The sequence below is a fragment of the Streptomyces pseudoechinosporeus genome (genome assembly GCF_054783935.1).
Genome location: NZ_BAAGPS010000016.1, coordinates 183,436 through 208,395, shown reverse-complemented (window position 1 = coordinate 208,395; position 24,960 = coordinate 183,436). Strand labels below are relative to the sequence as shown.

Below are 24,960 nucleotides of genomic sequence, written 5' to 3'. Positions count from 1 at the left end.
CCCCCCCCCCCCCCCGCGACCGCATACCCGGGGTCCGGCAGCATCGGGCGATGCGCCCGCACTACCGCCGGAATTCGCCAACAGCGTCCGCCTGATCCGGGGCCCGTTGCGGTTACGGCGACGGCGTAGTAGCGAGGGCTCCGGCGCGTATGGAGTGAAGGAGGTGAGCGAGGAGAGTGGGGGAGGTCTTGAGCTGGGTGGCGGGGGTGTCGCTCTCGCGGAGGTGGATGGTGGTGGGGGTGGAGGCGAGTTCGACGCAGGCGTTGCCGTCACCGCTGCCAGAGAAGGACGACTTCTGCCAGTTGTCGGGCATGCTCATGGGCGCCTCACAATTCCTTCGCCAGCCTGTCGATAAAGTCACGCGACCGCTCGGGTTCGAGTGACACTGCCTCCATTCTACGGAAGAGTGTTCGAAATGCGCCGAGTTGGGCTTCGGAGTCGATGAAGGCTGTGCCGTGTGGTGCGTCGCGTACGACCGTATCCAGCTTGGGGACCGCGCCACCCACGTACACCATGGTGCTGTCGGCGCCGGCGAAACCGTCCAGGTCGAAGGGGATGACGCGCACGGTGATGTGGTCCGCTTCGGAGAGATCCACAATGTGGGCCAGCTGAGCTCGTGCGGCAGCACGGTCGCCGACCCTGATGCGCAACGCCGCCTCGTGGATCACCGCTTCGTACGGGATGGGCGTGGGGCCCTCGATGATGACCTTTCGTTCCATCCGGTGGCTGACGCGCAACTCCAGCTCAGGGTGGGGGAGTTCAGGGACCCTGTGGCCGAGGATCCGGCGAGCGTAGTCCTCTGTCTGTAGAAGGCCGGGGATGTGCAGGAAGTTCACATCCCAGTAGTAAGTGGCGTGGTGCTCCAGCTCCGACAGATCCAGGAACGACGTGGGCAGCAGGCCTCGGTATTCCTCCCACCAGCCGCGCGTCCGGTCGGACGCCATCGCGGCCAGAGCCTCGATCAACTCTACGTCCGTGCAGGCGTATTGAGCTGCAAGGCGTCGCAAGCGGTCCTCGCTGACGCCCGCTGTGCCGAATTCGATCTGACTCATCTGAGCCGAGTCCGTCCCCAGCAGGGCGGCGGCTTCGCGTCCCTTGAGCCCTGCGGCCTCACGCAGTTTTCGCAGTTCAGCGCCTAGGCGCTCTTGGCGTGCGGTGGGCTGTCGCCTGCGCGGCATTGCTTCCTCCTTGCCCCTCAACTGTGGGGCAGCGGCGACTCGTTCGAGGGGCAGATTACGGCAACGACTTGCGGCGTCACAAATTGTGGCCCTACTGTCGGTGACGCGTCGCACACGCAACGGAACCTCGGGGCTCCGAAAGTGCACCGCTCCGTCATGCCGTGACGGCTGCGGCAGAGCCATCGCCCGTCGACCGTCGCGCCTCTCTCCAACTCCCCTTCCATCAAACGGAGTTCACGCATGCCTAAACCCAAGGACGAAGCCAAGGACGAACCCTGGGAGTACACGCTCCACATCCCGCACGACCTCCGAGCGGTCACCGTCTGCCGGCGCACCTTGCGCCTGATCCTCACCATCCACGGACTCATCCGGCTCACCGAAGTCGCCGAGCTGCTGGTCACCGAGCTCGTGGCCAACGCCGTACGACACACGAAAGGGCCCGCCTCCCTGCGACTGCACTGGCGGAACGGAGTCCTGCGCATCGAAGCCTGGGATGCCGACCCTGAACCGCCGCCGCCTCCACGGGAGTTGGCGTACGCCGTCGACGCGGAGGCGGGCCGCGGTCTCGAACTCGTCCGCGCCTGCGCCGACGACTGGGGCTGGTATCCGTTGAGACGTGGCGGCGACAAGGGCAAGTACGTGTGGTGTCACCTGCGGGCCGCGTAGGGCGTTGATCGCGGCGGAGTGCGTCAGCGGTTGATCGACTGGATTTCCTGGACGTTCATGTGCGGACGGACTCCTCGACCCCGTATCCGCCCCCTTGATGTCATCTGACGCGTCGTCGCCCCCCCCCACCGCAAGCGGTGAGTAGCAGCGCCGTCGTTGCGGCGAACGTGGCGGCGGTGGGCGCGGTGCGGCCGACCACGGGCGAACTGCCCCTGTGTCAAGCGTCTCTGGCGTGTGCAACAGAGAACGAAGTCAGCAGGGGGAGCAGACGCCATCCGAGCGGCGATGGGGATTGCGTGGGGATCGTGAGGTCTGTGGCGTGACAGTTGCGAAGTGGCTCACATCTCGGATGTGGTGCGGCGACTGCTGGCCGGACAACTCGGGCCTAGGGGGCGGGTCGTACGGAATCGGGTGGTCAGAGAACGGGCGCCCACTGCCCGGCCTTCGACACCCTCCTTAAGATCTCAGTAGGCTCACTACACCCCCACACGCCTCCCTCCACACACGACACCAGGACACCCGCCATGGCGCGACGCACCACTTCCAGCTCGACGGGCAGTTCGCCGGGTCCGCGGAATCGGACGCCGCAGCCGTTGCCTCGGCGGCGACGCACGTTCGGGGATTTCATCAAGGCGTTCTTTGCCTTTATCGCTCTGATTGTTCTGTTGGTGGGGGTGCCCGGGGCGCTGGCCACGCAGATGGGGTGGCCGCTGCCCAGCGGGACGCCGAGTCTGGACTGGCTTCAGCAGGAGATCACGGCCGGCACGTTTCTGAATGTGCTGACCGTTCTCGTCTGGTTTGCCTGGGCTCAGTTCACCGCGTGCGTACTTGTGGAGATGAAGGCCGCCCTGTCCGGTGTCGGGGTGCCGAACCGGGTGCCCGGTGCCGGGCCGAGCCAGTTGCTCGCGCGGCAGCTCGTCGCCGCTTTGTTGCTGGTCGGTGCGACCGCGGCCAGCTTTGCGCCCGGACTCTCGCAGCTGGGGCAGCAGTTGCAGGAGAACCAGCGGCCGACCGTCGCCGCGGCGCAGCAGACGCCCGCCGGCCTGCTGGGGCAGCAGGAACAGGCCGCCTCCAGCGCCGCCGCCGCGCTGGCCGAGCAGGCGGCCAACGCCGCGCACGCCGCCGAGAGCGGGCGCACCGCCGACAGCGGCGACACGAAGTACTACCGGATCCAGCCGCCGGAAGGCCGCCATCACGACTCCCTCTGGGAGATCGCCGAGCGGCATCTCGGGGACGGGCGGCGGTACAAGGAGATCTACCAGCTCAACAAGGACCGCGCGCAGCCCGACGGTTCGAAGCTCTCCGAGGCCAGCCTCATCCGGCCCGGCTGGATCCTGGAGATGCCCGGCGACGCCCGCGGCGGCGACCTCGTCGAGATGCCCGACGAGGCCCCGCAGGTGTCGAAGGAGGTCCAGCAGCAGATCTCCGACTACTCCAGGACGGGCGACAACCATCAGCAGCAGGGGAGTGGGCAGCAGGGCGGCAGCGGGGCCGTTGATCATGACACCGCTCACATCACCGTTCCCGAACAGCGGCCCGCCCCGGACCAGGGCCAGCAAAGCCAAGGCCAGCAGGGGCAGGGGCACGCCACTCCCGCCGCCGAGGCCGGAGACGACGGTGGCTTCGGACTGCCGCAGGCCCTCCTCGGCGCGCCCCTCCTCGCCGCCGGGCTCCTCGGTGCCCTCGGGCGCCGGCGCCGGCAGGCCCTGTGGCAGTCGGCCCTCGGTGCCGTCGGCGGGCGGCGCGGCATGATGGAGCCGCCGACGCCCACCGGTACGGCCGCCGATGTGCAGGACGCGTTGCTCGTGGGGGCCGACCCCGAGGGCGTACGACTTCTCGACCGGTCGCTGCGCGGGCTGGCCGCCGCGCTCGCGGAGGAGTCGCGGCCGTTGCCGACCGTGTACGCGGCCTGGATGAGCAACGGAGATTTGCACCTGCAACTGGCGCAGCCTGCCGGGAGGCCGCCGGTGCCGTGGCAGCTCGGGCAGGACCAGACGTTCTGGATGCTGGCGCGGGCCGACGCCGAGCGGTACGAAGACGTCGACACGGCGGCCCCGTACCCCGGACTCGTCAGCCTCGGCACGATGGACGACTCGCGGCTGCTGCTCAACCTGGAGTCCGTGCCCGGCATCGTCTCGCTGAGCGGCAGCGAGGAGGACCGGGCGGGCGTGTTCGCCTCCGTGGCCGCCGAGTTGGCGACCAACGGGTGGTCCGACCGCATGACGATCACCCTCGTCGGCTTCGGGCAGGACCTGACGCCCCTCGCGCCCAACCGGCTGCGCCACCTCGACGACATCGAGGCGCTCGTCGAGACCATGGAGGCGGAGACGCGGCAGCGACGCGGGGCGCTGGGAGCGGCCGGGCACGACTCCGTCCTCACCGGGCGTACGGGGCCCGCGCAGCACACCCGTTGGGCCCCGCACCTCGTACTCCTCGCCGCCGAACCGTCCGCCGAGGACGCCGTCAAGCTCGCCGAACTCGCCTCCGACGCAAGCCGGTTGGGCATCGGCTATCTCGTCGGTACGGAGTCGGGGGATCTGCCCGGCGCCGCCTGGGAGATGGAGATCACCAGCGAGGGCAAGCTCCTCGCGCCGCTCCTCGGGCTCGAACTCGACGCGCAGCTGCTGCCGGTGGCCCAACAGCGCGCCGTCGTCGAGCTGTTCGTCGAGGCGGATCCCGATCGCGAGGAGAACGGTCCGGCCTCCGACCCGCCGTTCCTCGTCGACATCAGCGAGCAGGGGCGGCCGGCGGTGTACGCGCGACTCGTCGGCCCGTACGAGATCATCGGCCTCGATACGCCGGACGGTGAGCGCAGCCCGCTGCTGCACGAGGCGCTGGCCTTGCTGCTGCTGCACCGGGAGGGCGTGCACCCTCGGGTGCTGTCGTCCGCGCTGTGGCCCCGGGGGGTCACGGAGGATGTGCGGGACGCGCTGGTCGAGCGGCTGCGGGCCTGGCTGGGCAATGATCCGGACGGTACGCCGCGACTTGGCACCGACTCGACGGGACGGCTCAAGCTCGCGAAGTCGGTGGTGTCCGACCTGGATGTGCTGCGGTCGCTGTACCACGAGGCGACTCAGGGGCGTGGGGTCGACAGCCGGGCTGTGCGGGGGCGGTTGCTGACCGATGCGTTGGTGTTGGTGCGGGGGCCGTTGCTGGCGGAGCGGCCCGCGGGGCGGTACGGGTGGCTTACGCACGAGATCATCGATGCCCAACTGCCCTTGCTCGTCGCCGATATTGGGCTGGCGTTGTCTGCGTTCCATCTTGAGAAGAACCGGGCGGGGAAGGCCATTGAGGCGCTGAACGCGGCGCTTGGCTCCGCGCCGGGCGATGAGCGGTTGTGGCATGAGTTGCTTCGGGCCACTCATGCCACGGGGGACGAAGCGCAGCTTCAGAGGCTTGCGGCGGACCTGGTGTCTCGGAGTGGGGCTCGGGGGCTGCCGCCTCGGACTGAGGCCTTGTTGGATGAGTTGCTCCCCTCCTGGCGAAGTGGTGTCGCGGCCGTTGGGTGACAAGTTGCCCGGAGCTTGTGGCTGTGCCCACCCGTTCCGCCCTGCGGAACGTATGCCCACAGCGGTAGCGGATCGCTTGCCCACAGCGGTGGCGAGGGCTAGGAGCTTTTCGTGGAATTCGCGTTGATCCTCGGTGCCGCCCTCTGGGGCGGGCTCGCCGGGATACTCGTGCCCCGCGCCGCCTATCGGCTCTCCGTCGAGCCCGAGGAGGAGTGGCGGGCGCAGTGTCCGGATGGGCACGGCATCAGCGGGTGGGTTGGGTTGGCCTGGTGTGCGGGGCGGAGGTATGGGCCCAGTACGCCGCTCGTCGTCGTTGTCACCGCGCTGGTCTGTGCCGCTCTTGCCGCTGCCACCGGTACCCGGCCTGAGCTGGGCGTATGGCTGTTGGTCGCGCCCTTTGGTGTGTTGCTCACCCTGGTCGACTTCTCTGTGCATCGGTTGCCCGACGTGGTGAATCTGCCGCTGGCCGTCGCCGTGCCGGGGCTGTTGGGGATCGTGGCGCTGGTGCCCGAGAACCACGGCGACTGGACTCGCGCGCTGTTGGGCGCTCTCGCGTACGCCGGGTGGTTCTTCGTCTGCTTTCTCGTCAATCCGAACTGGGTGGCCTTCGGGGATGTGAAGCTCGGCCTCTGGCTGGGGGCCGCCCTCGGCTGGTACGGGTGGGGGGTACTGATCCTCGGTTCCTTCGCCGGGTTTTTTCTGGCGGGGTTCTACGCGATCGGGCTCGTCGTTACGCGCAGGGGCGGGCGCAAGACTCCGGTGCCGTACGGTCCCTTCCTCATCGGCGGTGCCTTCGTCGGCACCCTCATCGGGGCGTACGCGGCCTGACGTCGGGTGATCCACATGCCTGGCGTACGCTGGATCAGTCCGTCCACACCCTGTCGAAAGGGACCGCCCGGTGACCGAGAAGGCCGACCTTCAGTCCGTCCTCGACCGTGCCGCCGAGGGTGGGCGGATCACCCCGGAGGAGGCGCTCGACCTCTACCGGGACGCCCCGCTGCACGCGCTGGGCGCCGCCGCCGATGCCGTACGCCGCCGCCGTTACGCCGGTACGGAACACATCGCGACGTACATCATCGAGCGCAACATCAACTACACCAACGTATGCGTCACGGCCTGCAAGTTCTGCGCCTTCTACGCGCCGCCGAAGGCCACCGACAAGGGCTGGACGCGCGATCTGGACGACATCCTGCGGCGCTGTGCGGAGACCGTCGAGCTCGGCGGTACGCAGATCATGTTCCAGGGCGGGCATCACCCGGACTACGGCGTCGAGTACTACGAGGAGCACTTCGCCGCGATCAAGGCCGCGTACCCGCAGCTCGTCATCCACTCCCTGGGGGCTTCGGAGGTCGAGCACATGGCGCGGATCTCCAAGGTCAGCGTCGAGGAGGCGATCCAGCGGATTCACGCCGCCGGGCTCGACTCCTTCGCCGGTGCCGGTGCCGAGCTGCTGCCCGCGCGGCCCCGCAAGGCGATCGCCCCGCTGAAGGAGAGCGGTGAGCGCTGGCTGGAGATCATGGAGACCGCCCACCGGCTGGGTGTGGAGTCCACGTCCACGATGCTGATGGGTACGGGCGAGACGAACGCCGAGCGCATCGAGCACCTGCGCATGATCCGCGACGTACAGGACCGGACGGGCGGCTTCCGGGCCTTCATCCCGTACACGTACCAGCCCGAGAACAACCACCTCAAGGGGCGTACGCAGGCGACGATCTTCGAGTACCTGCGCATGATCGCCATCGCGCGGCTGTTCATGGACAACATCGCCCATATCCAGGGGTCGTGGCTCACCACCGGTAAGGAGGTCGGCCAGCTGTCGCTGCACTACGGGGCGGACGACCTCGGTTCGATCATGCTGGAGGAGAACGTCGTCTCGTCGGCCGGTGCCAAGCATCGCTCCAACCGCATGGAGATCATCGACCTGATCCGCAAGGCGGGCCGCGTCCCGGCCCAGCGCGCGACGACGTACGAGCACCTCGTCGTCCACGACGACCCGGCGAACGACCCCGTCGACGAGCGGGTCCAGTCGCATATCTCGTCGACGGCGATCGCGGGTGGGACGGCGCACCCCGAGTTGAAGCTTCTCGCCTCCAACTAGCTTTCCTGTGCTGACGATTCACGCCGCGGATGAGCTCCGCCACACTTGGGACGACCCTGCCCCGGTCAAGGACGGAGCCGTCGTAGTGGAAGGGATTCGGGTCGCCGCGACGGGTTCGCTCGCGGACCTCCAGGAACGCTTCCCGGGCGCTCGCGTACGGCGGTGGCCCGGGGTTCTCGGGCCCGCACTCGTCCACGAGGGGCCGCTGCCCGAGGCGCCGACGCCTCGGGAACGGGTGCATGCGGTGCTGAAGCTCGGGGCGGTGGCGGTTCTGGAGGAGTACGCCGGTACGGCCGAGCTTCGGGCCGCCGCCGAGCGTAACGACGTCGTCGTGCTCGCGAGCGCGGCGCGACGGCCCGCGATCCTCCAGACCGGGCGCGCCGACCTCGCCGTCTTCGACGAGACCGGCGCCTGTCTCGCGACCGTCTGCGCGGGCCGCCTAGTGCACCGCCGCAGATAGCGGTCAGCCCGAGAACGCCTCCGCGAACGCGCCCGAACGCTGCTTGATCCCGCTGCAGTCGGTCCGCGCGACGTTCGCCTTCGCCTTGCCGCGCGCGCACTGCCGGTCACGGGCCGCCGCCCACATCGACACCCACGCGACGTCCTTCTCCTCGGCGAACGACCGGACTTGGGCCGCGTCGGACAGCGTGAACGTCTCGTTGTCGACGTCGTTGACGCCGATCATCGGGGTGAGGGCGAGGCCCTTCCAGGCGGCCTCGGACGAGAGGCCGAAGATCTTCTTGAGCTGGCCGTGGGTCGCCTTGGCCGCCTTGATCGCGTAGGTGCCCATGTCATCGTCGAACGAACTGCCGTAGTTCATCGTCATGATGTTGACCGTGGAGACCCTCACGCCGCCGGCTTTCGCGGACTTCAGCACGGCCCGGCTGTCCTTGTTCAGGCCGTGCGGCATCACGGGCAGCGTGAAGGACACCCGGACCTCGGGGCGCTGCTTCTGGAGCAGGGCGATGGCCTTGGAGCGCAGCGCCACCGACTTGGAGTCGGACAACGGCGGGCCCTCGATGTCGAAGTCGGCCTCCGTCGCACCGGCGGCGTCGAGCGCGGTCGCGTAGGCACTGGCCAACTTGGAGACGCTCTTGCAGGTCGTCGCGAGCTCCTTGCCGGAGGCTCCGCCGAAGGAGACCCGCACGTTTCCTCCGGACGACTTCAGCGCCGAGATCCTGGACTTCACCGACGCCTTGCCGATGCCGTACTCGCCCCACGTCGGCGTGCAGCCGCCGCGGCCCGCGATCACGAAGGCCAGGTTGTACGCCGACGGGGAGCCCGCCGATTCGTTGCCGGAGGCCGCGGTGGCGCTGACGTACGGGGCGTACGCGGGAATCGGTAAGGGACTCGGTAAGGACGTCTCCGACGGCGACTGTGACGGCGTATCCGGCGAGGTCTCCGTGGAGGGGACGGGCGTTCTCGGAAGTGCGGGGGCCGCCTGCGAGGGGGACGGGTCCGAGGAGCACCCGGTGCAGGTCAGCGCGGTCGCGAAGACAAGCCCGGCAGCCGGTTTCAGGAGACTCCTCATTGCACATGCACCTCTCTTGTGACGTACGTCGGGGATCTCTCGTGACGTACGTTCGGGGAACGGGCAACGTCTCAAAAACGGCCGGGCTTCACGAAGACAACGCGGACTCTCACAGGGACTGCACAGGTGCCTCGCGGAGTCGGGGGCTCTCGGGGCGCTCGGCGTCGATCCAGGCCCGGCCGGTCAGGCCGGGCGTCCCCGCTCTGCTCTCGGCTGCCACAATGGGCCCGTGACCCGCGCCTCCCTGAACAAGCAGCCGCACGAAGTCGCCTCGATGTTCGACGACGTGGCGGAACGGTACGACCTGACGAACGACGTGCTGTCGCTCGGCCAGGACCGGCGCTGGCGCAAGGAGGTCGCGAGGGCGGTGGACGCGCGGCCCGCGCAGAAGGTGCTGGACCTGGCGGCGGGTACGGCCACGTCGTCGCTGCCCTTCGTGCGGACGGGAGCGTACGTCGTGCCGTGCGACTTCTCGCTCGGGATGCTCAAGGTCGGCAAGAGGAACCACCCCTGGCTGCCGCTGACGGCGGGCGACGCGACGAGGCTGCCCTTCAAGGACGACACCTTCGACGCGGTGACGATCTCCTTCGGCCTGCGCAACGTCCAGGACACGGACGCGGCCCTGCGCGAGCTGTACCGGGTCACCAGGCCGGGCGGGCGCGTGGTCATCTGCGAGTTCTCGCACCCCACTTGGGCGCCCTTCCGCACCGTGTACACGGAGTACCTGATGCGCGCGCTGCCGCCGGTCGCGAGAGCGGTGTCCTCCAACCCCGACGCGTACGTCTATCTCGCCGAGTCCATCCGCGCCTGGCCCGACCAGCCCGCGCTGGCCGAGCGCCTGCGCAAGGCCGGCTGGTCGAAGGTGGCGTGGCGCAACCTCACGGGCGGGATCGTGACGCTGCACCGGGGCTTCAAGCAGGCCTGACTCCTACGGGGCCCGGCTCGGTTCACCTCAGAACCTCGAACGGGTCGCCCGGTTCGTCGAGTTCGCGGTACAGCCCGCCCGACGGCGGATGCGGCAGCCGCGGCTCCCGCACCCCCGCGCCCCCGCCGCCCTCTCCCTCGCCGAAGTCGAACCACACGGTGACGACGGCACCGTGTGGCACCTCGGTGCCGGGCAGCGGGTACTGGCGTACGACGTAGTCGACGACGGTCAGATGGAAGTCGGGCCGGTCGGGCGCGGCGAGCAGCACACCACGTGCCTCGGCCGTCTCACGCGCGTCCACGGCCATCAGACCGACGAGCCGCGGCACACGCACATCGGGTGGTTTGCGCACAGACGTCACCCCCAGCGGTACCGGAAGAGTAAGCCCTGCCGCCCGCTGCCGGAAGCCGGGCGCCGCCGGCAAGGCGTCACCCGGCCACCCGGCCACCTGGCCGTGGAGGCCGACCCGGCAGGCGTCACCGGCTCAGAGGGCTCAGAGGTCCAGCCGGTAGCAGTGGCCCGTCTGCTTCGAGGCCGGCGAGGTGAACCTCTCGGTCAGGGTCATGCCGAGGCGTCTGGTCACCGCGATGGAGCGTTCGTTGCGGGAGTTGACCATCGCCACCACAGTGGTGACGTCCGCCGCCCGCAGTCGGTCGAGCGTGCTCCACGCGGCAGCCGTCACGTATCCCTTGCCCCAGTACGCTCGTCCGAGCCGCCACCCGATCTCGATCTCGCCCTTGGGACCCCAGTCGTGCGGCCACGGCTGGGCGCCCGTGAAGCCGATGACGTCGCCCTTCTCGTCCAGCATCGTCCAGAAGCAGAAGCCGTACTCGGCGTCGTGCCGGCGCTGCCGCGCGGTCAACTCCTCGTAGACGGACAGCTCGGCCGACTTTCCGCCGTGGAACTCCATCACGTCCGGGTCGTCGAACACCCGGTGCCAGGCGAAGGCGTCCTCTTCGGTGGGGACGCGCAGCCGTACCACGGGGGAAGGTCGGTTCATGGGGCAGCCCTTCAGCAGGGTGATCAGTACCGCTGAATAGACTGCCCATGTCCAGTGCCCGTCGGCACGTTGATTTCGAGTCTTGGGGAGACCCCACCGTGACCGAGCCCCAGCCCCTCTCCGAACACACCGCCGATGTGATCGTCGTCGGGGCCGGGCCAGCCGGTTCCACCACCGCGTACTACCTCGCGAAGGCCGGACTCGACGTCCTGCTGCTTGAGAAGACCGCATTTCCGCGCGAAAAGGTCTGCGGCGACGGGCTGACGCCCCGCGCGACCAAGCAACTCGTCTCGATGGGCATCGACATCTCCGAGGAGGCGGGCTGGCTCCGGAACAAGGGCCTCCGCATCATCGGCGGCGGCGTCCGCCTCCAGCTGGACTGGCCGGATCTCGCCGCCTACCCCGACTACGGACTCGTACGAAAGCGGGACGACTTCGACGAGCAGCTGGCGCGGCAGGCGCAGAAGGCGGGCGCGCGGCTGCACGAGCGCTGCAATGTGGGCGCCCCGATCGTCGACGACCGCACGGGCCGCATCACGGGCGTACACGCGAAGCTCGGCGACGCCGACTCGGGGGAGAAGCGCGAGGTCACCTTCCACGCGCCGTTGGTCGTGGCGGCCGACGGCAACTCGACCCGGCTCTCCCTGGCCATGGGCCTGCACCGCCGCGACGACCGGCCGATGGGCGTCGCGGTGCGTACGTACTTCACGTCCCCGCGCCACGAGGACGACTACCTGGAGTCCTGGCTGGAGCTGTGGGACCGGCGTGGACCGGGCGAGGACCGGCTGCTGCCCGGCTACGGCTGGATCTTCGGCATGGGCGACGGTACGAGCAATGTGGGGCTCGGGGTGCTGAACACCTCCAGCTCCTTCAAGGAGCTGGACTGGCGTGAGGTCCTGAAGGCCTGGTGCGCCTCGATGCCGGAGGACTGGGGCTACACCCCGGACAACATGACGATCCCGATCCGCGGCGCGGCCCTGCCCATGGCCTTCAACCGCCAACCGCACTACACGAAGGGCCTGTTGCTCGTCGGCGACGCGGGCGGCATGGTGAACCCCTTCAACGGCGAGGGCATCGCATACGCCATGGAGTCCGGCCAGATCGCCGCCGACGTCATCGTCCAGGCGCACGCCCGGTCGACGCCCGCCCAGCGCGAACTCGCCCTCCAGCGCTACCCGAAGGTCCTCAAGGACACCTACGGCGGCTACTACAACCTCGGGCGCGCCTTCGTGAAGCTCATCGGCAACCCGAAGGTCATGAAGATCGCGACGCAGCGCGGCCTGACGCACCCCGTGCTGATGAAGTTCACGCTGAAGATGCTTGCCAACCTGACCGACCCGACGGGCGGCGACGCGATGGACCGCATCATCAACGGGCTGAGCAAGGTGGCCCCGAAGGCGTAACTCTGAGGCCGGCTGAGAAGCCGCCTGAGCGCGCACCTAAGGGCCGCTTCCCCCGCTGGGGAGGCGGCCCTTCAGCAGCGTGACCGGAGGGTCAGAGGACGCGCACAGCGCCGCTCGCCGGGTAGCCCGACAGTTTCTGGATGACGACGCCCTTGCTGGGGTTCGCGGCGTCCAGGTACTCGCCCCCTCCGATGTAGACACCCGTGTGGTAGGCCGAGCCCTTGCCGCCCCAGTACAGGATGTCGCCGACCTGGATGTCGGACAGCGGGACATCGGTCCCGACCGTCGACTGCTCCTGCGAGATGCGTGGCAGGTCGACGCCGACCTGATTGAACGCGGCCTGGACCAGGCTGGAGCAGTCCCAGGAGTTGGGACCCATGGCGCCCATGACGTAGGCGTCGCCGACCTGTGCCTTGAGGAAGTTGATGACCGTACCGACGCTGCCGCTCGCCGGGGCCGGGACATCGGTCTCGGAGCTCGAGGGCGCGGAGGTGTTCAGGGTGGTCCGCTCGGCGGACCGCGAGGCGGCGGCCTCCGCGGCGGCCTTGCGCTCGGCCTCGGCCTTCTTCTTGGCCTCCGCCTTCTTCTTCGCCTCGGCGAGGTCGGCCTTGGCCTGCTTGGCCGCCTTGGCGGCGGCCGCGTCACGCTCGGCCAGCAGCTCGTAGTCGGCCGCGGCCTGCTGGGTGGCAGCCGCGGACTCGGCCACGGTGGCGGACAGGTCCGCCGTGAGCGTGGGCAGTTCGATCGTCTGGGTCACGGGCTCGGCCGCGTTCGCCGATCCGGCCGCAGCCCCCACTGCCAGGGTGCTGAGAACGCCACCGGCAACTCCGGCGCGCATCGCGAGCGTCGAACTGCTGCGAGGCCGGGGTTTCCGGTGGCTGCGTATGTGAGCGGTGTGGGACATGAGTCCAACCGGTATCAGGGGCTCCTCCATATCTTCAAGAAACGTGTGGTGCGCCACAGTTGTTCAATGGGCCGCCCGAATCCCTGGCGTGACATTCTTTATTGACGCCGTATCGGGCATAGCGGACACCGTTCATCGGGGCTGTGAACAAGGCCTTTTCGCATTACGTCCGAATTGTCCGCCGCCTACCACTCGTTGAGACCGATGGCCAAGCCCTGTTTGCGTGGCCCGGTTTCGAATGTGACACAGGTCACGGAACGGCCGCCGCGGCGGATGCGTCGCGAGCGTCAGCCGGATCCGCGACGACTCCTGTGTCTCAGTCGGATATCGAGTTCGTGTTCCGCTCGTGAACGGATGCACGCGCTCGCGTCCGTCCACACCGGTGACCCAACTCCCCCGAAGTGTGAATGAGTTCCTTTACCAAGCGGCGATGTCCAGCGCCAATTTGCCTGCGGTCGCCGCCTCTTGATAGTGGCCAGCACTGCTGGACCTGCGTTAACGAGCGAAATTGTCACTTCTGGTGATCACTCGGGCGCCCCCTGAGCGAAGGTCGGTACGTCTCCGACTTCATGATCGATCGCCAGGTGGTGGAGATCACAAAGACGTTGTCGTACCCCGTGTCGCAGATCACAGACCGGCGGGCATAAGATGCGTGGCAGTTGGGCTTGTGACCTGCTTCACATGTACGCGATCTTCGTGAAGCCGCACGGGGCTTGTGAGTCTCGGGAAGCTGACGGAGCCTGTGAGCTTCGTGGGGCGGGTGAAGTCCGACGAACCTCCCCAGCCTCCGGCCGGGGGGACCCCCGCAAGCAGTCAATGCCGACTGAGAGGAGCGAGGAGCGGTGAACGCGTATGCGCCCATCCTCGTACTGGGAGCCCTCGGGGCAGGCTTTGCGATCTTCTCCGTGGTCATGGCCACGCTTATCGGTCCAAAGCGGTACAACCGGGCCAAGCTCGAGGCCTACGAGTGCGGTATCGAGCCGACCCCGACGCCGGCCGGCGGCGGGCGGTTCCCCATCAAGTACTACCTGACAGCGATGCTCTTCATCATTTTCGATATCGAGATCGTCTTCCTCTATCCCTGGGCCGTCACCTTCGACGCCCTTGGGATATTCGGGCTCGTGGAGATGCTGCTCTTCGTGCTCACCGTCTTCGTCGCGTACGCGTACGTATGGCGGCGCGGCGGCCTGGAATGGGACTGAACCCCGGATAGGCGACAGAGGAGCCACTGAGCATGGGACTCGAAGAAAAGCTGCCGAGCGGCTTCCTGCTGACCACCGTCGAGCAGGCCGCTGGGTGGGTACGCAAGTCGTCCGTCTTTCCCGCCACCTTCGGCCTCGCCTGTTGCGCCATCGAGATGATGACGACCGGCGCGGGCCGCTACGACATGGCGCGCTTCGGCATGGAGGTCTTCCGCGGCTCACCGCGTCAGGCCGACCTGATGATCGTCGCCGGACGCGTCAGCCAGAAGATGGCGCCGGTGCTGCGGCAGGTCTATGACCAGATGCCGAACCCCAAGTGGGTGATCTCCATGGGGGTCTGCGCATCGTCCGGCGGGATGTTCAACAACTACGCGATCGTGCAGGGCGTCGATCACGTCGTCCCTGTCGACATCTATCTGCCCGGCTGTCCGCCGCGGCCCGAGATGCTGCTGGACGCGATTCTCAAGCTGCACCAGAAGATCCAGACCTCGAAGCTCGGCGTGAACGCCGAGGAGGCGGCCCGCGAGGCGGAGGAAGCGGCGCTCAAGGCGCTCCCCACCATCGAGATGAAGGGCCTGCTGCGGTGAGCGACGCGAACGGCAACGGCACGAACGGGGTGAACCCCGAGAAGGACCTCAGCGCCTCCAACCTCCCCGGCCGGCCCGGCGAGGCGGGCGAGGAGATCCGCGTCCAGCGCGGCATGTTCGGCGCCAACAACGGCGGTGACACCTCCGGCTACGGCGGCCTGGTCCGCTCGGTCCGGCTGCCCGGGGAGGCCAGCCGCCCGTACGGCGGCTGGTTCGACGAGGTCGCCGACGAGCTGGAAGGTGCCCTGGAGGAACAGGGCCTGGTCCCCGAGAACGCGATCGAGAAGACGGTCGTCGACCGCGACGAGATCACCTTCCACATCGAGCGCGAGTACCTGGTCCGGGTCGCCCGGACCCTGCGCGACGACCCGGCGCTCCGCTTCGAGCTGTGCACGGGGGTGAGCGGCGTCCACTACCTCGGCGACAAGGGCCGCGAGCTGCACGCCGTCTACCACCTGCGCTCGATCACCCACAACCGGCTGATCCGCCTCGAAGTCAGCGCCCCCGACGCCGACCCGCACATCCCGTCCCTGGTCTCCGTCTATCCGACGAACGACTGGCACGAGCGCGAGACGTACGACTTCTTTGGCATCGTCTTCGACGGTCACCCGGCCCTGACGCGGATCATGATGCCGGACGACTGGCAGGGCTTCCCGCAGCGCAAGGACTACCCCCTCGGCGGCATTCCCGTCGAGTACAAGGGCGCCCAGATCCCGGCTCCGGACCAGCGGAGGTCGTACTCATGAGCACGCAGTCAGCATCCGCACGCGAGACCACCGAAGGCACCGTCTACACGGTCACGGGTGGCGACTGGGACGAGGTCGTGCAGACCGCGGCCCGGGCCGACGACGAGCGCATCGTCGTCAACATGGGCCCGCAGCACCCGTCCACCCACGGCGTGCTCCGGCTGATCCTGGAGATCGACGGCGAAACGGTCACCGAGGCCCGCTGCGGCATCGGCTATCTGCACACTGGCATCGAGAAGAACCTCGAGTTCCGTACGTGGACACAGGGCACGACCTTTGTGACGCGCATGGACTACCTGACGTCGTTCTTCAACGAGACCGCGTACTGCCTCGCCGTCGAGAAGCTGCTGGGCATCGAGGACGAGATCCCGGACCGCGCGACGATCATCCGGGTGCTCCTGATGGAGCTGAACCGTCTCTCCTCGCACCTCGTGTGCATCGCCACCGGCGGCATGGAGCTCGGCGCCACCACGATCATGATCTACGGCTTCCGTGATCGTGAACTCGTTCTCGACATCTACGAGCTGATCACCGGCCTGCGCATGAACCACGCGTACATCCGGCCCGGCGGCCTCGCCCAGGACCTGCCTCCGGGCGCGGTGGACCAGATCCGCGAGTTCGTGAAGAAGATGAGGAAGAACCTTCCCGAGTACGACAAGCTCGCCACCGGGAACCCCGTCTTCAAGGCCCGTATGCAGGACATCGGCTACCTCGACCTGGCCGGCTGCATGGCCCTCGGCGCCACCGGCCCGATCCTCCGCTCGGCCGGCCTCCCGCACGACCTGCGCAAGGCGCAGCCGTACTGCGGCTACGAGACGTACGACTTCGACGTCCCGACCGCCGACACCTGCGACGCGTACGGGCGCTTCCTGATCCGCCTGGAGGAGATGCGCCAGTCGCTGCGGATCATCGAGCAGTGCCTGGACCGGCTGCAGCCCGGGCCGGTCATGGTCGCCAACAAGAAGATCGCCTGGCCCGCACAACTGGCCCTCGGCCCGGACGGACTGGGTAACTCCCTCGACCACATCAAGCAGATCATGGGCACCTCCATGGAGGCCCTGATCCACCACTTCAAGCTGGTGACCGAGGGCTTCAGGGTCCCGCCCGGCCAGGCGTACGCCGCCGTCGAGTCGCCCAAGGGCGAACTCGGGGTGCACGCCGTGTCCGACGGCGGCACCCGCCCCTACCGGGTCCACTTCCGCGACCCGTCCTTCACCAATCTGCAGGCCATGGCGGCGATGTGCGAGGGCGGCCAGGTCGCCGACGTCATCGTCGCCGTCGCGTCCATCGACCCCGTGATGGGAGGCGTCGACCGGTGACCACCACTCCTTCCGAGCAGGGCGTACAGACACAGGGCGTCAGCCTGGGCATGCCCCAACTGCCTGCGCCCGACTACCCGGACGACGTTCGAGCCCGGCTCGAGGCCGACGCGCGCGAGGTCATCGCCCGCTACCCGGACTCCCGGTCCGCCCTCCTGCCGTTGCTGCATCTCGTGCAGTCGGAGGAGGGCCATGTCACGCGCACCGGCATGCAGTTCTGCGCCGACATGCTGGGCCTGACCACGGCCGAGGTCACCGCAGTCGCCACCTTCTACACCATGTACCGGCGCAAGCCCTCCGGTGACTACCAGGTGGGCGTCTGCACCAACACCCTGTGCGCGGTGATGGGCGGCGACGCGATCTTCGAGGCCCTCCAGGACCACCTCGGTGTCGGCAACGGCGAGACCACCGACGACGGCAAGGTCACCCTGGAGCACATCGAGTGCAACGCGGCCTGTGACTTCGCACCGGTCGTGATGGTCAACTGGGAGTTCTTCGACAACCAGACCGTGGAAACCGCGAAGCGCCTCGTGGACGACCTGCGCGCGGGAGCACAGGTCGAACCGACGCGCGGCGCCCCCATGTGCACGTTCAAGGAGACCGCACGGGTCCTGGCCGGATTCCCCGACGAGCGCCCCGGAGCCGTCGAGGCGGGCGGCAGCGCCGGACCGGCCTCACTGACCGGCCTCCGGCTGGCGAAGGGCGAGATGACTCCCGCGCGCGTGGTGCGCCCGCGGGGTTCCGGCGGTCCGCAGGACCAGCCGCCCGCCGAGCACCTCAGCTCGCATGACGCGCCGCAGCAGACCTCGGCCTCCGACCCCTCCCACCCGTCGCCCCCCACCACCCATGAACGAGGGGCTCCGCCCCGCCCCGCTGATACGGCGGGCCCGGTCTCCGAGGAGGGGGAGTGATGACCTTGGCAGCCGAGATCAAAGACACCAGCCCGGAGAAGCTGCTCGCACCCGTGCTGTCGGCCTTCTGGGACGAGGACAAGTCCTGGACGCTGGACGTGTACCGAAGGCACGAGGGGTACGAGGGGCTCCGCAAGGCCCTCGCCATGTCGCCGGACGACCTCATCGCGTACGTGAAGGACTCCGGTCTGCGCGGACGCGGCGGCGCGGGATTTCCCACGGGCATGAAGTGGCAGTTCATCCCGCAGGGCGACGGCAAGCCTCACTATCTAGTTGTCAACGCCGACGAATCGGAACCGGGCACCTGCAAGGACATCCCGCTTCTCTTCGCGAACCCGCATAGCCTCATCGAGGGCATCGTGATCGCTTGTTACGCGATCCGGTCTTCGCATGCCTTCATCTATCTGCGCGGTGAAGTTGTCCCCGTACTGAGGCGGCTGCACGAGGCAGTCCGGGAGGCGTATGCGGCGGGATACCTCGGCAAGAACATCCTGGGCAGCGGACTCGACCTCCAGGTCACCGTGCACGCGGGCGCGGGCGCGTACATCTGTGGTGAGGAGACCGCACTGCTCGACTCGCTCGAGGGCCGCCGTGGCCAGCCGCGACTTCGTCCCCCCTTCCCTGCTGTCGCGGGGCTCTACGCGTGCCCGACTGTTGTAAATAACGTCGAGTCGATCGCGTCAGTTCCCGCGATTCTGAACAAGGGAAAGGAATGGTTCAGGTCGATGGGCAGCGAGAAGTCCCCGGGCTTCACGCTCTACTCGCTCAGCGGCCATGTCACCAATCCCGGTCAGTACGAGGCCCCGCTCGGCATCACGCTGCGCCAGCTGCTCGACATGAGCGGCGGGATGCGGCCGGGGCACCGCCTCAAGTTCTGGACGCCGGGCGGCTCTTCGACCCCGATGTTCACCGACGAGCACCTCGACGTCCCTCTTGATTACGAAGGAGTGGGTGCCGCGGGTTCCATGCTCGGCACCAAAGCTCTGCAGTGCTTCGACGAGACGACGTGTGTCGTGCGGGCGGTGACGCGGTGGACGGAGTTCTACGCCCATGAGTCCTGCGGCAAGTGCACACCCTGCCGCGAAGGGACGTACTGGCTCGTGCAGTTGCTGCGTGACATCGAGGCCGGCAAGGGCGTCATGTCCGACCTCGACAAGCTGAACGACATCGCCGACAACATCAACGGCAAGTCCTTCTGCGCCCTCGGCGACGGCGCCGCCTCGCCGATCTTCTCCTCCCTCAAGTACTTCCGCGAGGAGTACGAGGAGCACATCACCGGTCGGGGCTGTCCCTTCGACCCGGCGAAGTCGACGGCCTGGGCCGACAAGGACAAGCACGCGGAGGTGAACGCATGACTGTGACCACGAGCGCTCCCTCCGGGGGCGGGGAGGCGGCGGTTCCGCCGGAAGATCTCGTCTCGCTGACCATCGACGGCATCGAGATCAGCGTGCCCAAGGGCACCCTGGTCATCCGCGCCGCCGAACAGCTCGGCATCGAGATCCCCCGCTTCTGCGACCACCCGCTCCTCGACCCGGCCGGCGCCTGCCGCCAGTGCATCGTCGAGGTCGAGGGCCAGCGCAAGCCCATGGCGTCCTGCACGATCACCTGCACGGACGGCATGGTCGTCAAGACCCATCTCACCTCTCCTGTCGCCGAGAAGGCGCAGAAGGGTGTGATGGAGCTGCTGCTCATCAACCACCCGCTGGACTGCCCGGTCTGCGACAAGGGCGGCGAGTGCCCCCTGCAGAACCAGGCCATGTCGCACGGCAACGCCGAGTCCCGCTTCGAGGGCAAGAAGCGGACGTTCGAGAAGCCCGTCCCCATCTCGCCCCAGGTGCTGCTCGACCGTGAGCGGTGCGTGCTGTGCGCCCGATGCACCCGGTTCAGCAACCAGGTCGCGGGCGACCCGATGATCGAGCTGCTCGAGCGGGGCGCACTCCAGCAGGTCGGCACCGGAGAGGGCGACCCCTTCGAGTCGTACTTCTCCGGGAACACCATCCAGATCTGCCCGGTGGGCGCGCTGACGTCGGCGGCGTACCGCTTCCGCTCGCGCCCCTTCGACCTCGTCTCCTCGCCCTCGGTGTGCGAGCACTGCTCCGGCGGCTGTGCGACCCGTACCGACCACCGGCGCGGCAAGGTCATGCGGCGGCTCGCGGCTCCCGACCGCGAGGTCAACGAGGAGTGGATGTGCGACAAAGGGCGGTTCGGCTTCCGGTACGCACAGCAGCGGGACCGCCTGACGACGCCCCTCGTACGGGGTGAATCCGGTGAGCTGGAGCCCGCTTCGTGGCCCGAGGCCCTTTCGGCGGCGGCCGAGGGGCTGTCGGCGGCCCGCTCCAGGGCCGGCGTCCTGACCGGAGGCCGGCTCACCGTCGAAGACGCCTACGCGTACAGCAAGTTCGCGCGCGTGGCCCTCGACACCAACGACATCGACTTCCGCGCGCGCGTGCACAGCGGCGAGGAGGCGGATTTCCTGGCCGCCCGGGTCGCCGGACGCGGCCGGGACCTCGACGGTACGGGCGTCACGTACACATCTCTGGAGAAGGCGCCCGCCGTCCTCCTCGTCGGCATCGAGGCCGAGGAGGAGGTGCCCGGTGTCTTCCTGCGGCTGCGCAAGGCCTGGCGGGGACACGGACAGAAGACGTTCGCGCTCGCCACGCACGCGACCCGCGGACTGGAGAAGGCCGGCGGCACGCTGCTGCCCGCCGCGCCCGGCACCGAGACCGAGTGGCTGGACGCGCTCGCGTCCGGCGTCGGCCTGGAGGGCGACGGCGCGACGGCCTCCGAGGCGCTGCGCGCCGAGGGTGCCGTGATCGTCGTCGGGGAGCGGCTGGCCGCCGTGGCGGGCGGGCTCACCGCCGCCGTACGGGCCGCCTCCGCGACCGGCGCCGAACTGGTGTGGATTCCGCGCAGGGCCGGGGAGCGCGGCGCCATCGAGGCGGGTGCGCTGCCCTCGCTGCTGCCGGGCGGACGTCCGGCCACCGACTCGCGCGCGCGGGTCGAGGTCGCCGCGGCCTGGGGAGTCGCCGAACTCCCGCTCCGGTACGGCCGCGACACGGGCCAGATCGTCGAGGCCGCCGCCACCGGTGAACTGACCGCGCTCGTCGTGGCCGGTGTCGAGGTCGCGGACCTGCCCGATCCGGCACGCGGGCGTGCGGCACTGTCCGAAGTGGGCTTCCTGGTGTCGCTCGAACTGCGCCCCAGTGAGGTCACCGAGCACGCGGATGTCGTCCTCCCTGTCGCCGCGGTCGTGGAGAAGGCGGGCACCTTCCTCAACTGGGAGGGCCGGGCACGGTCCTTCGAGGCGGCGCTCAAGCCCGACCAGATGACCCGCCGTCTGGCGCCGGCCGACGCCCGCGTCCTGCAGATGCTCGCGGACGCCATGGACGTACACCTGGGGCTGCCCGATCTGCGCACGGCGCGCGTGGAACTCGACCGGCTCGGCGCCTGGGACGGGGCGCGGGCCACCGAGCCCCTGGAGACAGGAGCCCAACTGCCGCGCCCCGCCGCCGGGGAGGCCGTGCTCGCCGGGCACCGGCTGCTGCTCGACCAGGGCCGCCTCCAGGAGGGTGACGAGGCGCTCGCCGGGACCCGGCATGCCGCACGCGCGCGCGTGTCGCCCGCCACGGCCGCCGAGGCCGGCGTCAAGGACGGCGACGTACTGGCCGTGACCGGCCCCTCCGGAGTTGTCGAATTCCCGCTGCAGATCACGGAGATGCCCGACCGCGTGGTGTGGCTCCCGCTGAACTCCGCCGGGGGAGGCGTCGCCTCCGACACGGGCGCGATCCCCGGTGACCTCGTCCGTATCGGCCCGGCGACCCTCGCCCCCGAGGCCCCCAAGGAGGTGAAGGCATGACTGTGTACCTCGCCGCGGAGGACCTCTCCATGTTCGGCCGCGACCCCTGGTGGCTGGTCGTCATCAAGGCGGTCTTCTGCTTCGCCTTCCTGATGTTGACCGTGCTCTTCTCCATCGTGTGGGAGCGCAAGGTCGTCGCCTGGATGCAACTGCGCATCGGCCCCAACCGGCACGGCCCCTGGGGGATGCTCCAGTCGCTCGCCGACGGCATCAAGCTGATGCTCAAGGAAGACCTCATCGTCAAGCGCGCCGACAAGGTGGTCTACGTCCTCGCGCCGATCGTCGCCGCGATCCCGGCCTTCATGGCGATCGCGGTGATCCCCTTCGGGCCGGCCGGCAACGAGATCTCGATCTTCGGCCACCGCACCACCATGCAGCTCACTGACCTGCCGATCGCGATGCTCTACATCCTCGCGGTCGCCTCGGTGGGCATCTACGGGATCGTGCTGGCGGGTTGGAGTTCTGGATCCACCTATCCGCTGCTCGGCGGCCTGCGGGCCTGTGCGCAGATGATCTCGTACGAGATCGCGATGGGTGTCGCCTTCGCCTCGGTGTTCCTCTACTCGGGGTCGATGTCGACCTCGGCGATCGTCGAGTCGCAGCAGGACCGCTGGTACATCGTGCTGCTGCCGGTCTCGTTCCTGATCTACATCGCGACGATGGTCGGCGAGACCAACCGTGCGCCCCTCGACATGCCGGAGTCCGAAGGCGATCTGGTGGGCGGTTTCAACACCGAGTACTCGTCGATCAAGTTTGCGATGTTCATGCTCGCCGAGTACGTGAACATGGTGACGGTCTCGGCTGTGGCGGTGACGCTCTTCCTCGGCGGCTGGCGGGCCCCCTGGCCGGTCAGCACGTTCTGGGAGGGTGCCAACCACGGCTGGTGGCCGATGCTCTGGTTCGTCCTCAAGGTCCAGGTGTCGCTGTTCTTCTTCATCTGGCTGCGCGGCACGCTGCCCCGTGTCCGCTACGACCAGCTGATGAAGTTCGGCTGGAAGGTCCTCCTTCCGGTCTCGGTCACCTGGCTGATGGCCGTCGCGACCGTGCGAACCCTGCGCAACGAGAACTACGACTTCGCCGACATCGCCCTCTATGTCGCCGCAGCGGTCCTCGGCCTGCTGGTGCTCTCGTTCGCCGTCGACATGTTCCGCGACCGGAAGTCCGCCAAGGAGGCGCAGGAGGCGCCCGCGGAGGCCGTCGCCTTCGACCCGATGGCGGGTGGATTCCCCGTACCACCGCTGCCGGGACAGGCCCTGCCACCGGTGCCGAGGCGACGCCCGCGCCGGGAGCGGGAGTTGATTGTCAGTGGTGGGGTCGATACTGCCAGTGACGGATCTGATGGATCTCGTGACGGAAAGGAGGCGTCCGATGGCTGATGAGCAGAAGGAGACCAAACCCGGTTTCCAGAACCCCGTCGCAGGCTTCGGCGTGACCTTCAAGGCCATGTTCAAGAAGCGGCTGACCGAGCAGTACCCCGAACAGAAGAAGACCACCGCCCCGCGATTCCACGGCCGGCATCAGCTCAACCGCCATCCGGACGGCCTGGAGAAGTGCATCGGCTGCGAGCTGTGCGCCTGGGCCTGCCCGGCGGACGCCATCTATGTGGAGGGCGCGGACAACACCGAGGAGGAGCGCTACTCCCCGGGCGAGCGGTACGGCCGCGTCTACCAGATCAACTACGCCCGCTGCATTCTGTGCGGGCTGTGCATCGAGGCGTGCCCCACGCGCGCGTTGACGATGACGAACGAGTTCGAGCTGGCCGACAGCAGCCGCGCCAACCTCATCTACACCAAGGAGCAGCTGCTCGCCGGCCTCGAAGAGGGCATGGTCGACAGCCCGCACTCGATCTACCCCGGGACGGATGAGCAGGACTACTACCGGGGTCTGGTCACGGAGGCGGCACCGGGTACGGAGCGCCAGGTGGCCCTCTCCAAGGGAGAGGTGCCGCAGGAGGCCGCCTCGACCTTCGGCCCGGACGAGCCGGCGTCGGAAAAGGTGATCGGCCAATGATGGATCTCGCCGCCTACACCACCTCTACCGGAGAGGCCTTCCAGTTCTGGGTCCTCGGCACCATCGCGGTGATCGGCGCCCTGTGCACCGTCTTCATGAAAAAGGCCGTGCACAGCGCCCTCTGCCTCGCCGGGACCATGATCATCCTGGCGGTGTTCTACCTCGCCAACGGCGCCTATTTCCTGGGCATCGTGCAGATCGTCGTCTACACCGGCGCGATCATGATGCTGTTCCTCTTCGTGGTCATGCTCGTCGGCGTCACCGCCGCCGACTCCCTGAAGGAGACCATCAAGGGGCAGCGCTGGCTGGCCCTCCTGTGCGGCCTCGGCTTCGGCATCCTGCTCTGCGCGGGAATCGGCAACGCCTCGCTGAACGAGTTCAACGGCCTGGGCCAGGCCAACGCCGGTGGCAACGTGGAGGGTCTCGCCGCCCTCATCTTCACGAAGTACGTCTTTGCCTTCGAGCTCACCGGCGCCCTGCTCATCACGGCCGCCGTCGGCGCCATGGTGCTCACGCACAAGGAGCGCACCGAGCGGGCCAAGACCCAGCGCGAGCTGGCCGAGCAGCGCGTACGGGAAGGCAAGCACCTCCCGCCGCTGCCCGCCCCCGGTGTCTACGCCCGGCACAACGCGGTGGACATCGCGGGCCTCCTCCCGGACGGCACACCGTCCGAGCTCACCGTCAACAAGACGCTGCGCTCGCGCGGCCAGATCCGCGATGTCTCGGACGAGGCGATCAACGACCTCAAGGCGCTGGAGCAGCGCGCCGGGGAACGGCTCGGCCGCGAAGATCGTGAAGAGGAGGCCGCGAAGTGAATCCCGTCAACTACCTCTACCTCGCCGCCCTGTTGTTCACGATCGGCGCCACCGGCGTCCTGATCAGGCGGAACGCGATCGTGGTGTTCATGTGTGTCGAGCTCATGCTCAACGCCTGCAACCTCGCGCTCGTGGCCTTCTCCCGGATGCACGGCAATCTCGACGGCCAGATCATCGCCTTCTTCACGATGGTCGTCGCCGCCGCGGAGGTCGTGGTCGGGCTCGCGATCATCGTGTCCCTGTTCCGTACCCGCCACTCGGCCTCGGTCGACGACGCCAGCCTGATGAAGCTCTAAGGGG

General features: G+C 68.5%; 24 protein-coding genes. 18 read left to right on the top strand and 6 right to left on the bottom strand.

What is annotated here, in order from left to right; translation table 11 throughout:
• Window positions 1-112: 112 nt before the first annotated feature.
• Both ACYVO6_RS21910 and ACYVO6_RS21905 read right to left on the bottom strand, forming a co-directional pair.
• A complete protein-coding gene (locus tag ACYVO6_RS21910; protein ID WP_461063566.1) occupies window positions 113-319 on the bottom strand; it encodes a DUF397 domain-containing protein in 207 nt (68 codons plus the stop codon).
• 7 nt (window positions 320-326) lie between these two features.
• Window positions 327-1,178 carry a helix-turn-helix domain-containing protein gene (locus ACYVO6_RS21905; RefSeq protein ID WP_461063564.1) on the bottom strand — a complete coding sequence of 284 codons (852 nt, stop codon included), beginning with the start codon at window positions 1,176-1,178 and terminating at the stop codon, window positions 327-329.
• Between the two features lie 240 nt (window positions 1,179-1,418).
• On the opposite strand from ACYVO6_RS21905, the gene ACYVO6_RS21900 reads away from it, so the two are divergent.
• The 5 genes from ACYVO6_RS21900 (at window position 1,419) to ACYVO6_RS21880 (ending at window position 7,911) form a co-directional block, all read left to right on the top strand.
• The gene (locus ACYVO6_RS21900) at window positions 1,419-1,844 is read left to right on the top strand and encodes an ATP-binding protein (RefSeq protein ID WP_461063562.1); all 426 of its coding nucleotides are present in this window, start codon (window positions 1,419-1,421) and stop codon (window positions 1,842-1,844) included.
• Between the two features lie 524 nt (window positions 1,845-2,368).
• Window positions 2,369-5,353, top strand: a complete 2,985-nt coding sequence (locus ACYVO6_RS21895; RefSeq protein WP_461063560.1) for a BTAD domain-containing putative transcriptional regulator — start codon at window positions 2,369-2,371, stop codon at window positions 5,351-5,353.
• A gap of 111 nt (window positions 5,354-5,464) precedes the next feature.
• Window positions 5,465-6,181 carry a prepilin peptidase gene (locus ACYVO6_RS21890; RefSeq protein WP_461063558.1) on the top strand — a complete coding sequence of 239 codons (717 nt, stop codon included), beginning with the start codon at window positions 5,465-5,467 and terminating at the stop codon, window positions 6,179-6,181.
• 70 nt (window positions 6,182-6,251) lie between these two features.
• The gene (gene mqnC, locus ACYVO6_RS21885) at window positions 6,252-7,451 is read left to right on the top strand and encodes a cyclic dehypoxanthinyl futalosine synthase (protein ID WP_461063556.1); all 1,200 of its coding nucleotides are present in this window, start codon (window positions 6,252-6,254) and stop codon (window positions 7,449-7,451) included.
• Window positions 7,452-7,458: 7 nt separating this feature from the next.
• Window positions 7,459-7,911: an imidazolonepropionase-like domain-containing protein gene (locus tag ACYVO6_RS21880; protein ID WP_461063554.1), complete on the top strand. Its 453-nt coding sequence runs from the start codon at window positions 7,459-7,461 to the stop codon at window positions 7,909-7,911.
• 3 nt (window positions 7,912-7,914) lie between these two features.
• Here ACYVO6_RS21880 and ACYVO6_RS21875 read toward each other — a convergent pair whose 3' ends face one another.
• On the bottom strand, window positions 7,915-8,982 hold the full coding sequence (locus tag ACYVO6_RS21875) for a chitinase (RefSeq protein WP_461063552.1): 1,068 nt from the start codon (window positions 8,980-8,982) through the stop codon (window positions 7,915-7,917).
• A 229-nt stretch (window positions 8,983-9,211) separates the two neighbouring features.
• Between ACYVO6_RS21875 and ACYVO6_RS21870 the strand changes: the two genes are divergently transcribed.
• Complete coding sequence (locus ACYVO6_RS21870; protein WP_461063550.1) at window positions 9,212-9,907, top strand: demethylmenaquinone methyltransferase; 696 nt, start codon at window positions 9,212-9,214, stop codon at window positions 9,905-9,907.
• Window positions 9,908-9,929: 22 nt separating this feature from the next.
• Here ACYVO6_RS21870 and ACYVO6_RS21865 read toward each other — a convergent pair whose 3' ends face one another.
• Together ACYVO6_RS21865 and ACYVO6_RS21860 are read right to left on the bottom strand one after the other, a co-directional pair.
• Entirely contained in the window at window positions 9,930-10,268 is a 339-nt protein-coding gene (locus tag ACYVO6_RS21865) for a PASTA domain-containing protein (RefSeq protein ID WP_461063548.1), read from the bottom strand.
• Between the two features lie 132 nt (window positions 10,269-10,400).
• Window positions 10,401-10,907 carry a GNAT family N-acetyltransferase gene (locus ACYVO6_RS21860; protein WP_461063546.1) on the bottom strand — a complete coding sequence of 169 codons (507 nt, stop codon included), beginning with the start codon at window positions 10,905-10,907 and terminating at the stop codon, window positions 10,401-10,403.
• Between the two features lie 98 nt (window positions 10,908-11,005).
• Between ACYVO6_RS21860 and ACYVO6_RS21855 the strand changes: the two genes are divergently transcribed.
• Window positions 11,006-12,310: a geranylgeranyl reductase family protein gene (locus tag ACYVO6_RS21855; RefSeq protein WP_461063544.1), complete on the top strand. Its 1,305-nt coding sequence runs from the start codon at window positions 11,006-11,008 to the stop codon at window positions 12,308-12,310.
• A 91-nt stretch (window positions 12,311-12,401) separates the two neighbouring features.
• Here ACYVO6_RS21855 and ACYVO6_RS21850 read toward each other — a convergent pair whose 3' ends face one another.
• The gene (locus tag ACYVO6_RS21850) at window positions 12,402-13,244 is read right to left on the bottom strand and encodes a C40 family peptidase (protein ID WP_461063542.1); all 843 of its coding nucleotides are present in this window, start codon (window positions 13,242-13,244) and stop codon (window positions 12,402-12,404) included.
• 812 nt (window positions 13,245-14,056) lie between these two features.
• Here ACYVO6_RS21850 and ACYVO6_RS21845 point away from each other — a divergent pair.
• Genes ACYVO6_RS21845 through nuoK form a run of 11 tightly spaced genes read left to right on the top strand, consistent with a single transcriptional unit; the run spans window position 14,057 to window position 24,956 of the window.
• A complete protein-coding gene (locus tag ACYVO6_RS21845) occupies window positions 14,057-14,416 on the top strand; it encodes an NADH-quinone oxidoreductase subunit A (RefSeq protein WP_003974383.1) in 360 nt (119 codons plus the stop codon).
• A 32-nt stretch (window positions 14,417-14,448) separates the two neighbouring features.
• Complete coding sequence (locus ACYVO6_RS21840) at window positions 14,449-15,003, top strand: NuoB/complex I 20 kDa subunit family protein (protein ID WP_328771003.1); 555 nt, start codon at window positions 14,449-14,451, stop codon at window positions 15,001-15,003.
• Entirely contained in the window at window positions 15,000-15,749 is a 750-nt protein-coding gene (locus ACYVO6_RS21835) for an NADH-quinone oxidoreductase subunit C (protein ID WP_461063539.1), read from the top strand. Before ACYVO6_RS21840 ends, ACYVO6_RS21835 begins: the two co-directional genes overlap by 4 nt.
• Complete coding sequence (locus ACYVO6_RS21830; RefSeq protein ID WP_461063537.1) at window positions 15,746-17,068, top strand: NADH-quinone oxidoreductase subunit D; 1,323 nt, start codon at window positions 15,746-15,748, stop codon at window positions 17,066-17,068. Before ACYVO6_RS21835 ends, ACYVO6_RS21830 begins: the two co-directional genes overlap by 4 nt.
• The gene (gene nuoE, locus ACYVO6_RS21825; protein ID WP_461063535.1) at window positions 17,065-17,979 is read left to right on the top strand and encodes an NADH-quinone oxidoreductase subunit NuoE; all 915 of its coding nucleotides are present in this window, start codon (window positions 17,065-17,067) and stop codon (window positions 17,977-17,979) included. The genes ACYVO6_RS21830 and nuoE overlap by 4 nt, the downstream gene beginning before the upstream one ends.
• Window positions 17,976-19,334 (top strand): NADH-quinone oxidoreductase subunit NuoF, encoded by a 1,359-nt coding sequence (nuoF, locus tag ACYVO6_RS21820; RefSeq protein ID WP_461063533.1) that lies wholly within the window; start codon window positions 17,976-17,978, stop codon window positions 19,332-19,334. Before nuoE ends, nuoF begins: the two co-directional genes overlap by 4 nt.
• On the top strand, window positions 19,331-21,835 hold the full coding sequence (locus ACYVO6_RS21815) for an NADH-quinone oxidoreductase subunit G (RefSeq protein WP_461063531.1): 2,505 nt from the start codon (window positions 19,331-19,333) through the stop codon (window positions 21,833-21,835). The genes nuoF and ACYVO6_RS21815 overlap by 4 nt, the downstream gene beginning before the upstream one ends.
• Window positions 21,832-23,211: an NADH-quinone oxidoreductase subunit NuoH gene (gene nuoH, locus ACYVO6_RS21810; RefSeq protein ID WP_461063529.1), complete on the top strand. Its 1,380-nt coding sequence runs from the start codon at window positions 21,832-21,834 to the stop codon at window positions 23,209-23,211. The genes ACYVO6_RS21815 and nuoH overlap by 4 nt, the downstream gene beginning before the upstream one ends.
• Complete coding sequence (nuoI, locus tag ACYVO6_RS21805; protein ID WP_461063527.1) at window positions 23,204-23,845, top strand: NADH-quinone oxidoreductase subunit NuoI; 642 nt, start codon at window positions 23,204-23,206, stop codon at window positions 23,843-23,845. Before nuoH ends, nuoI begins: the two co-directional genes overlap by 8 nt.
• Window positions 23,842-24,660: an NADH-quinone oxidoreductase subunit J gene (locus tag ACYVO6_RS21800; RefSeq protein ID WP_461063525.1), complete on the top strand. Its 819-nt coding sequence runs from the start codon at window positions 23,842-23,844 to the stop codon at window positions 24,658-24,660. The genes nuoI and ACYVO6_RS21800 overlap by 4 nt, the downstream gene beginning before the upstream one ends.
• A complete protein-coding gene (nuoK, locus tag ACYVO6_RS21795; protein WP_119098662.1) occupies window positions 24,657-24,956 on the top strand; it encodes an NADH-quinone oxidoreductase subunit NuoK in 300 nt (99 codons plus the stop codon). The genes ACYVO6_RS21800 and nuoK overlap by 4 nt, the downstream gene beginning before the upstream one ends.
• The last annotated feature ends 4 nt before the right edge of the window (window positions 24,957-24,960 follow it).

Bases quoted from the DNA above. Each gene is read 5' to 3' on its own strand.
- ACYVO6_RS21910 (WP_461063566.1), bottom strand. From the start codon at position 319: ATGAGCATGCCCGACAACTGGCAGAAGTCGTCCTTCTCTGGCAGCGGT.
- ACYVO6_RS21905 (WP_461063564.1), bottom strand. From the start codon at position 1,178: ATGCCGCGCAGGCGACAGCCCACCGCACGCCAAGAGCGCCTAGGCGCT.
- ACYVO6_RS21900 (WP_461063562.1), top strand. From the start codon at position 1,419: ATGCCTAAACCCAAGGACGAAGCCAAGGACGAACCCTGGGAGTACACG.
- ACYVO6_RS21895 (WP_461063560.1), top strand. From the start codon at position 2,369: ATGGCGCGACGCACCACTTCCAGCTCGACGGGCAGTTCGCCGGGTCCG.
- ACYVO6_RS21875 (WP_461063552.1), bottom strand. From the start codon at position 8,982: ATGAGGAGTCTCCTGAAACCGGCTGCCGGGCTTGTCTTCGCGACCGCG.
- ACYVO6_RS21860 (WP_461063546.1), bottom strand. From the start codon at position 10,907: ATGAACCGACCTTCCCCCGTGGTACGGCTGCGCGTCCCCACCGAAGAG.
- ACYVO6_RS21850 (WP_461063542.1), bottom strand. From the start codon at position 13,244: ATGGAGGAGCCCCTGATACCGGTTGGACTCATGTCCCACACCGCTCAC.
- ACYVO6_RS21840 (WP_328771003.1), top strand. From the start codon at position 14,449: ATGGGACTCGAAGAAAAGCTGCCGAGCGGCTTCCTGCTGACCACCGTC.
- ACYVO6_RS21830 (WP_461063537.1), top strand. From the start codon at position 15,746: ATGAGCACGCAGTCAGCATCCGCACGCGAGACCACCGAAGGCACCGTC.
- ACYVO6_RS21815 (WP_461063531.1), top strand. From the start codon at position 19,331: ATGACTGTGACCACGAGCGCTCCCTCCGGGGGCGGGGAGGCGGCGGTT.
- nuoH (WP_461063529.1), top strand. From the start codon at position 21,832: ATGACTGTGTACCTCGCCGCGGAGGACCTCTCCATGTTCGGCCGCGAC.
- nuoI (WP_461063527.1), top strand. From the start codon at position 23,204: ATGGCTGATGAGCAGAAGGAGACCAAACCCGGTTTCCAGAACCCCGTC.
- ACYVO6_RS21800 (WP_461063525.1), top strand. From the start codon at position 23,842: ATGATGGATCTCGCCGCCTACACCACCTCTACCGGAGAGGCCTTCCAG.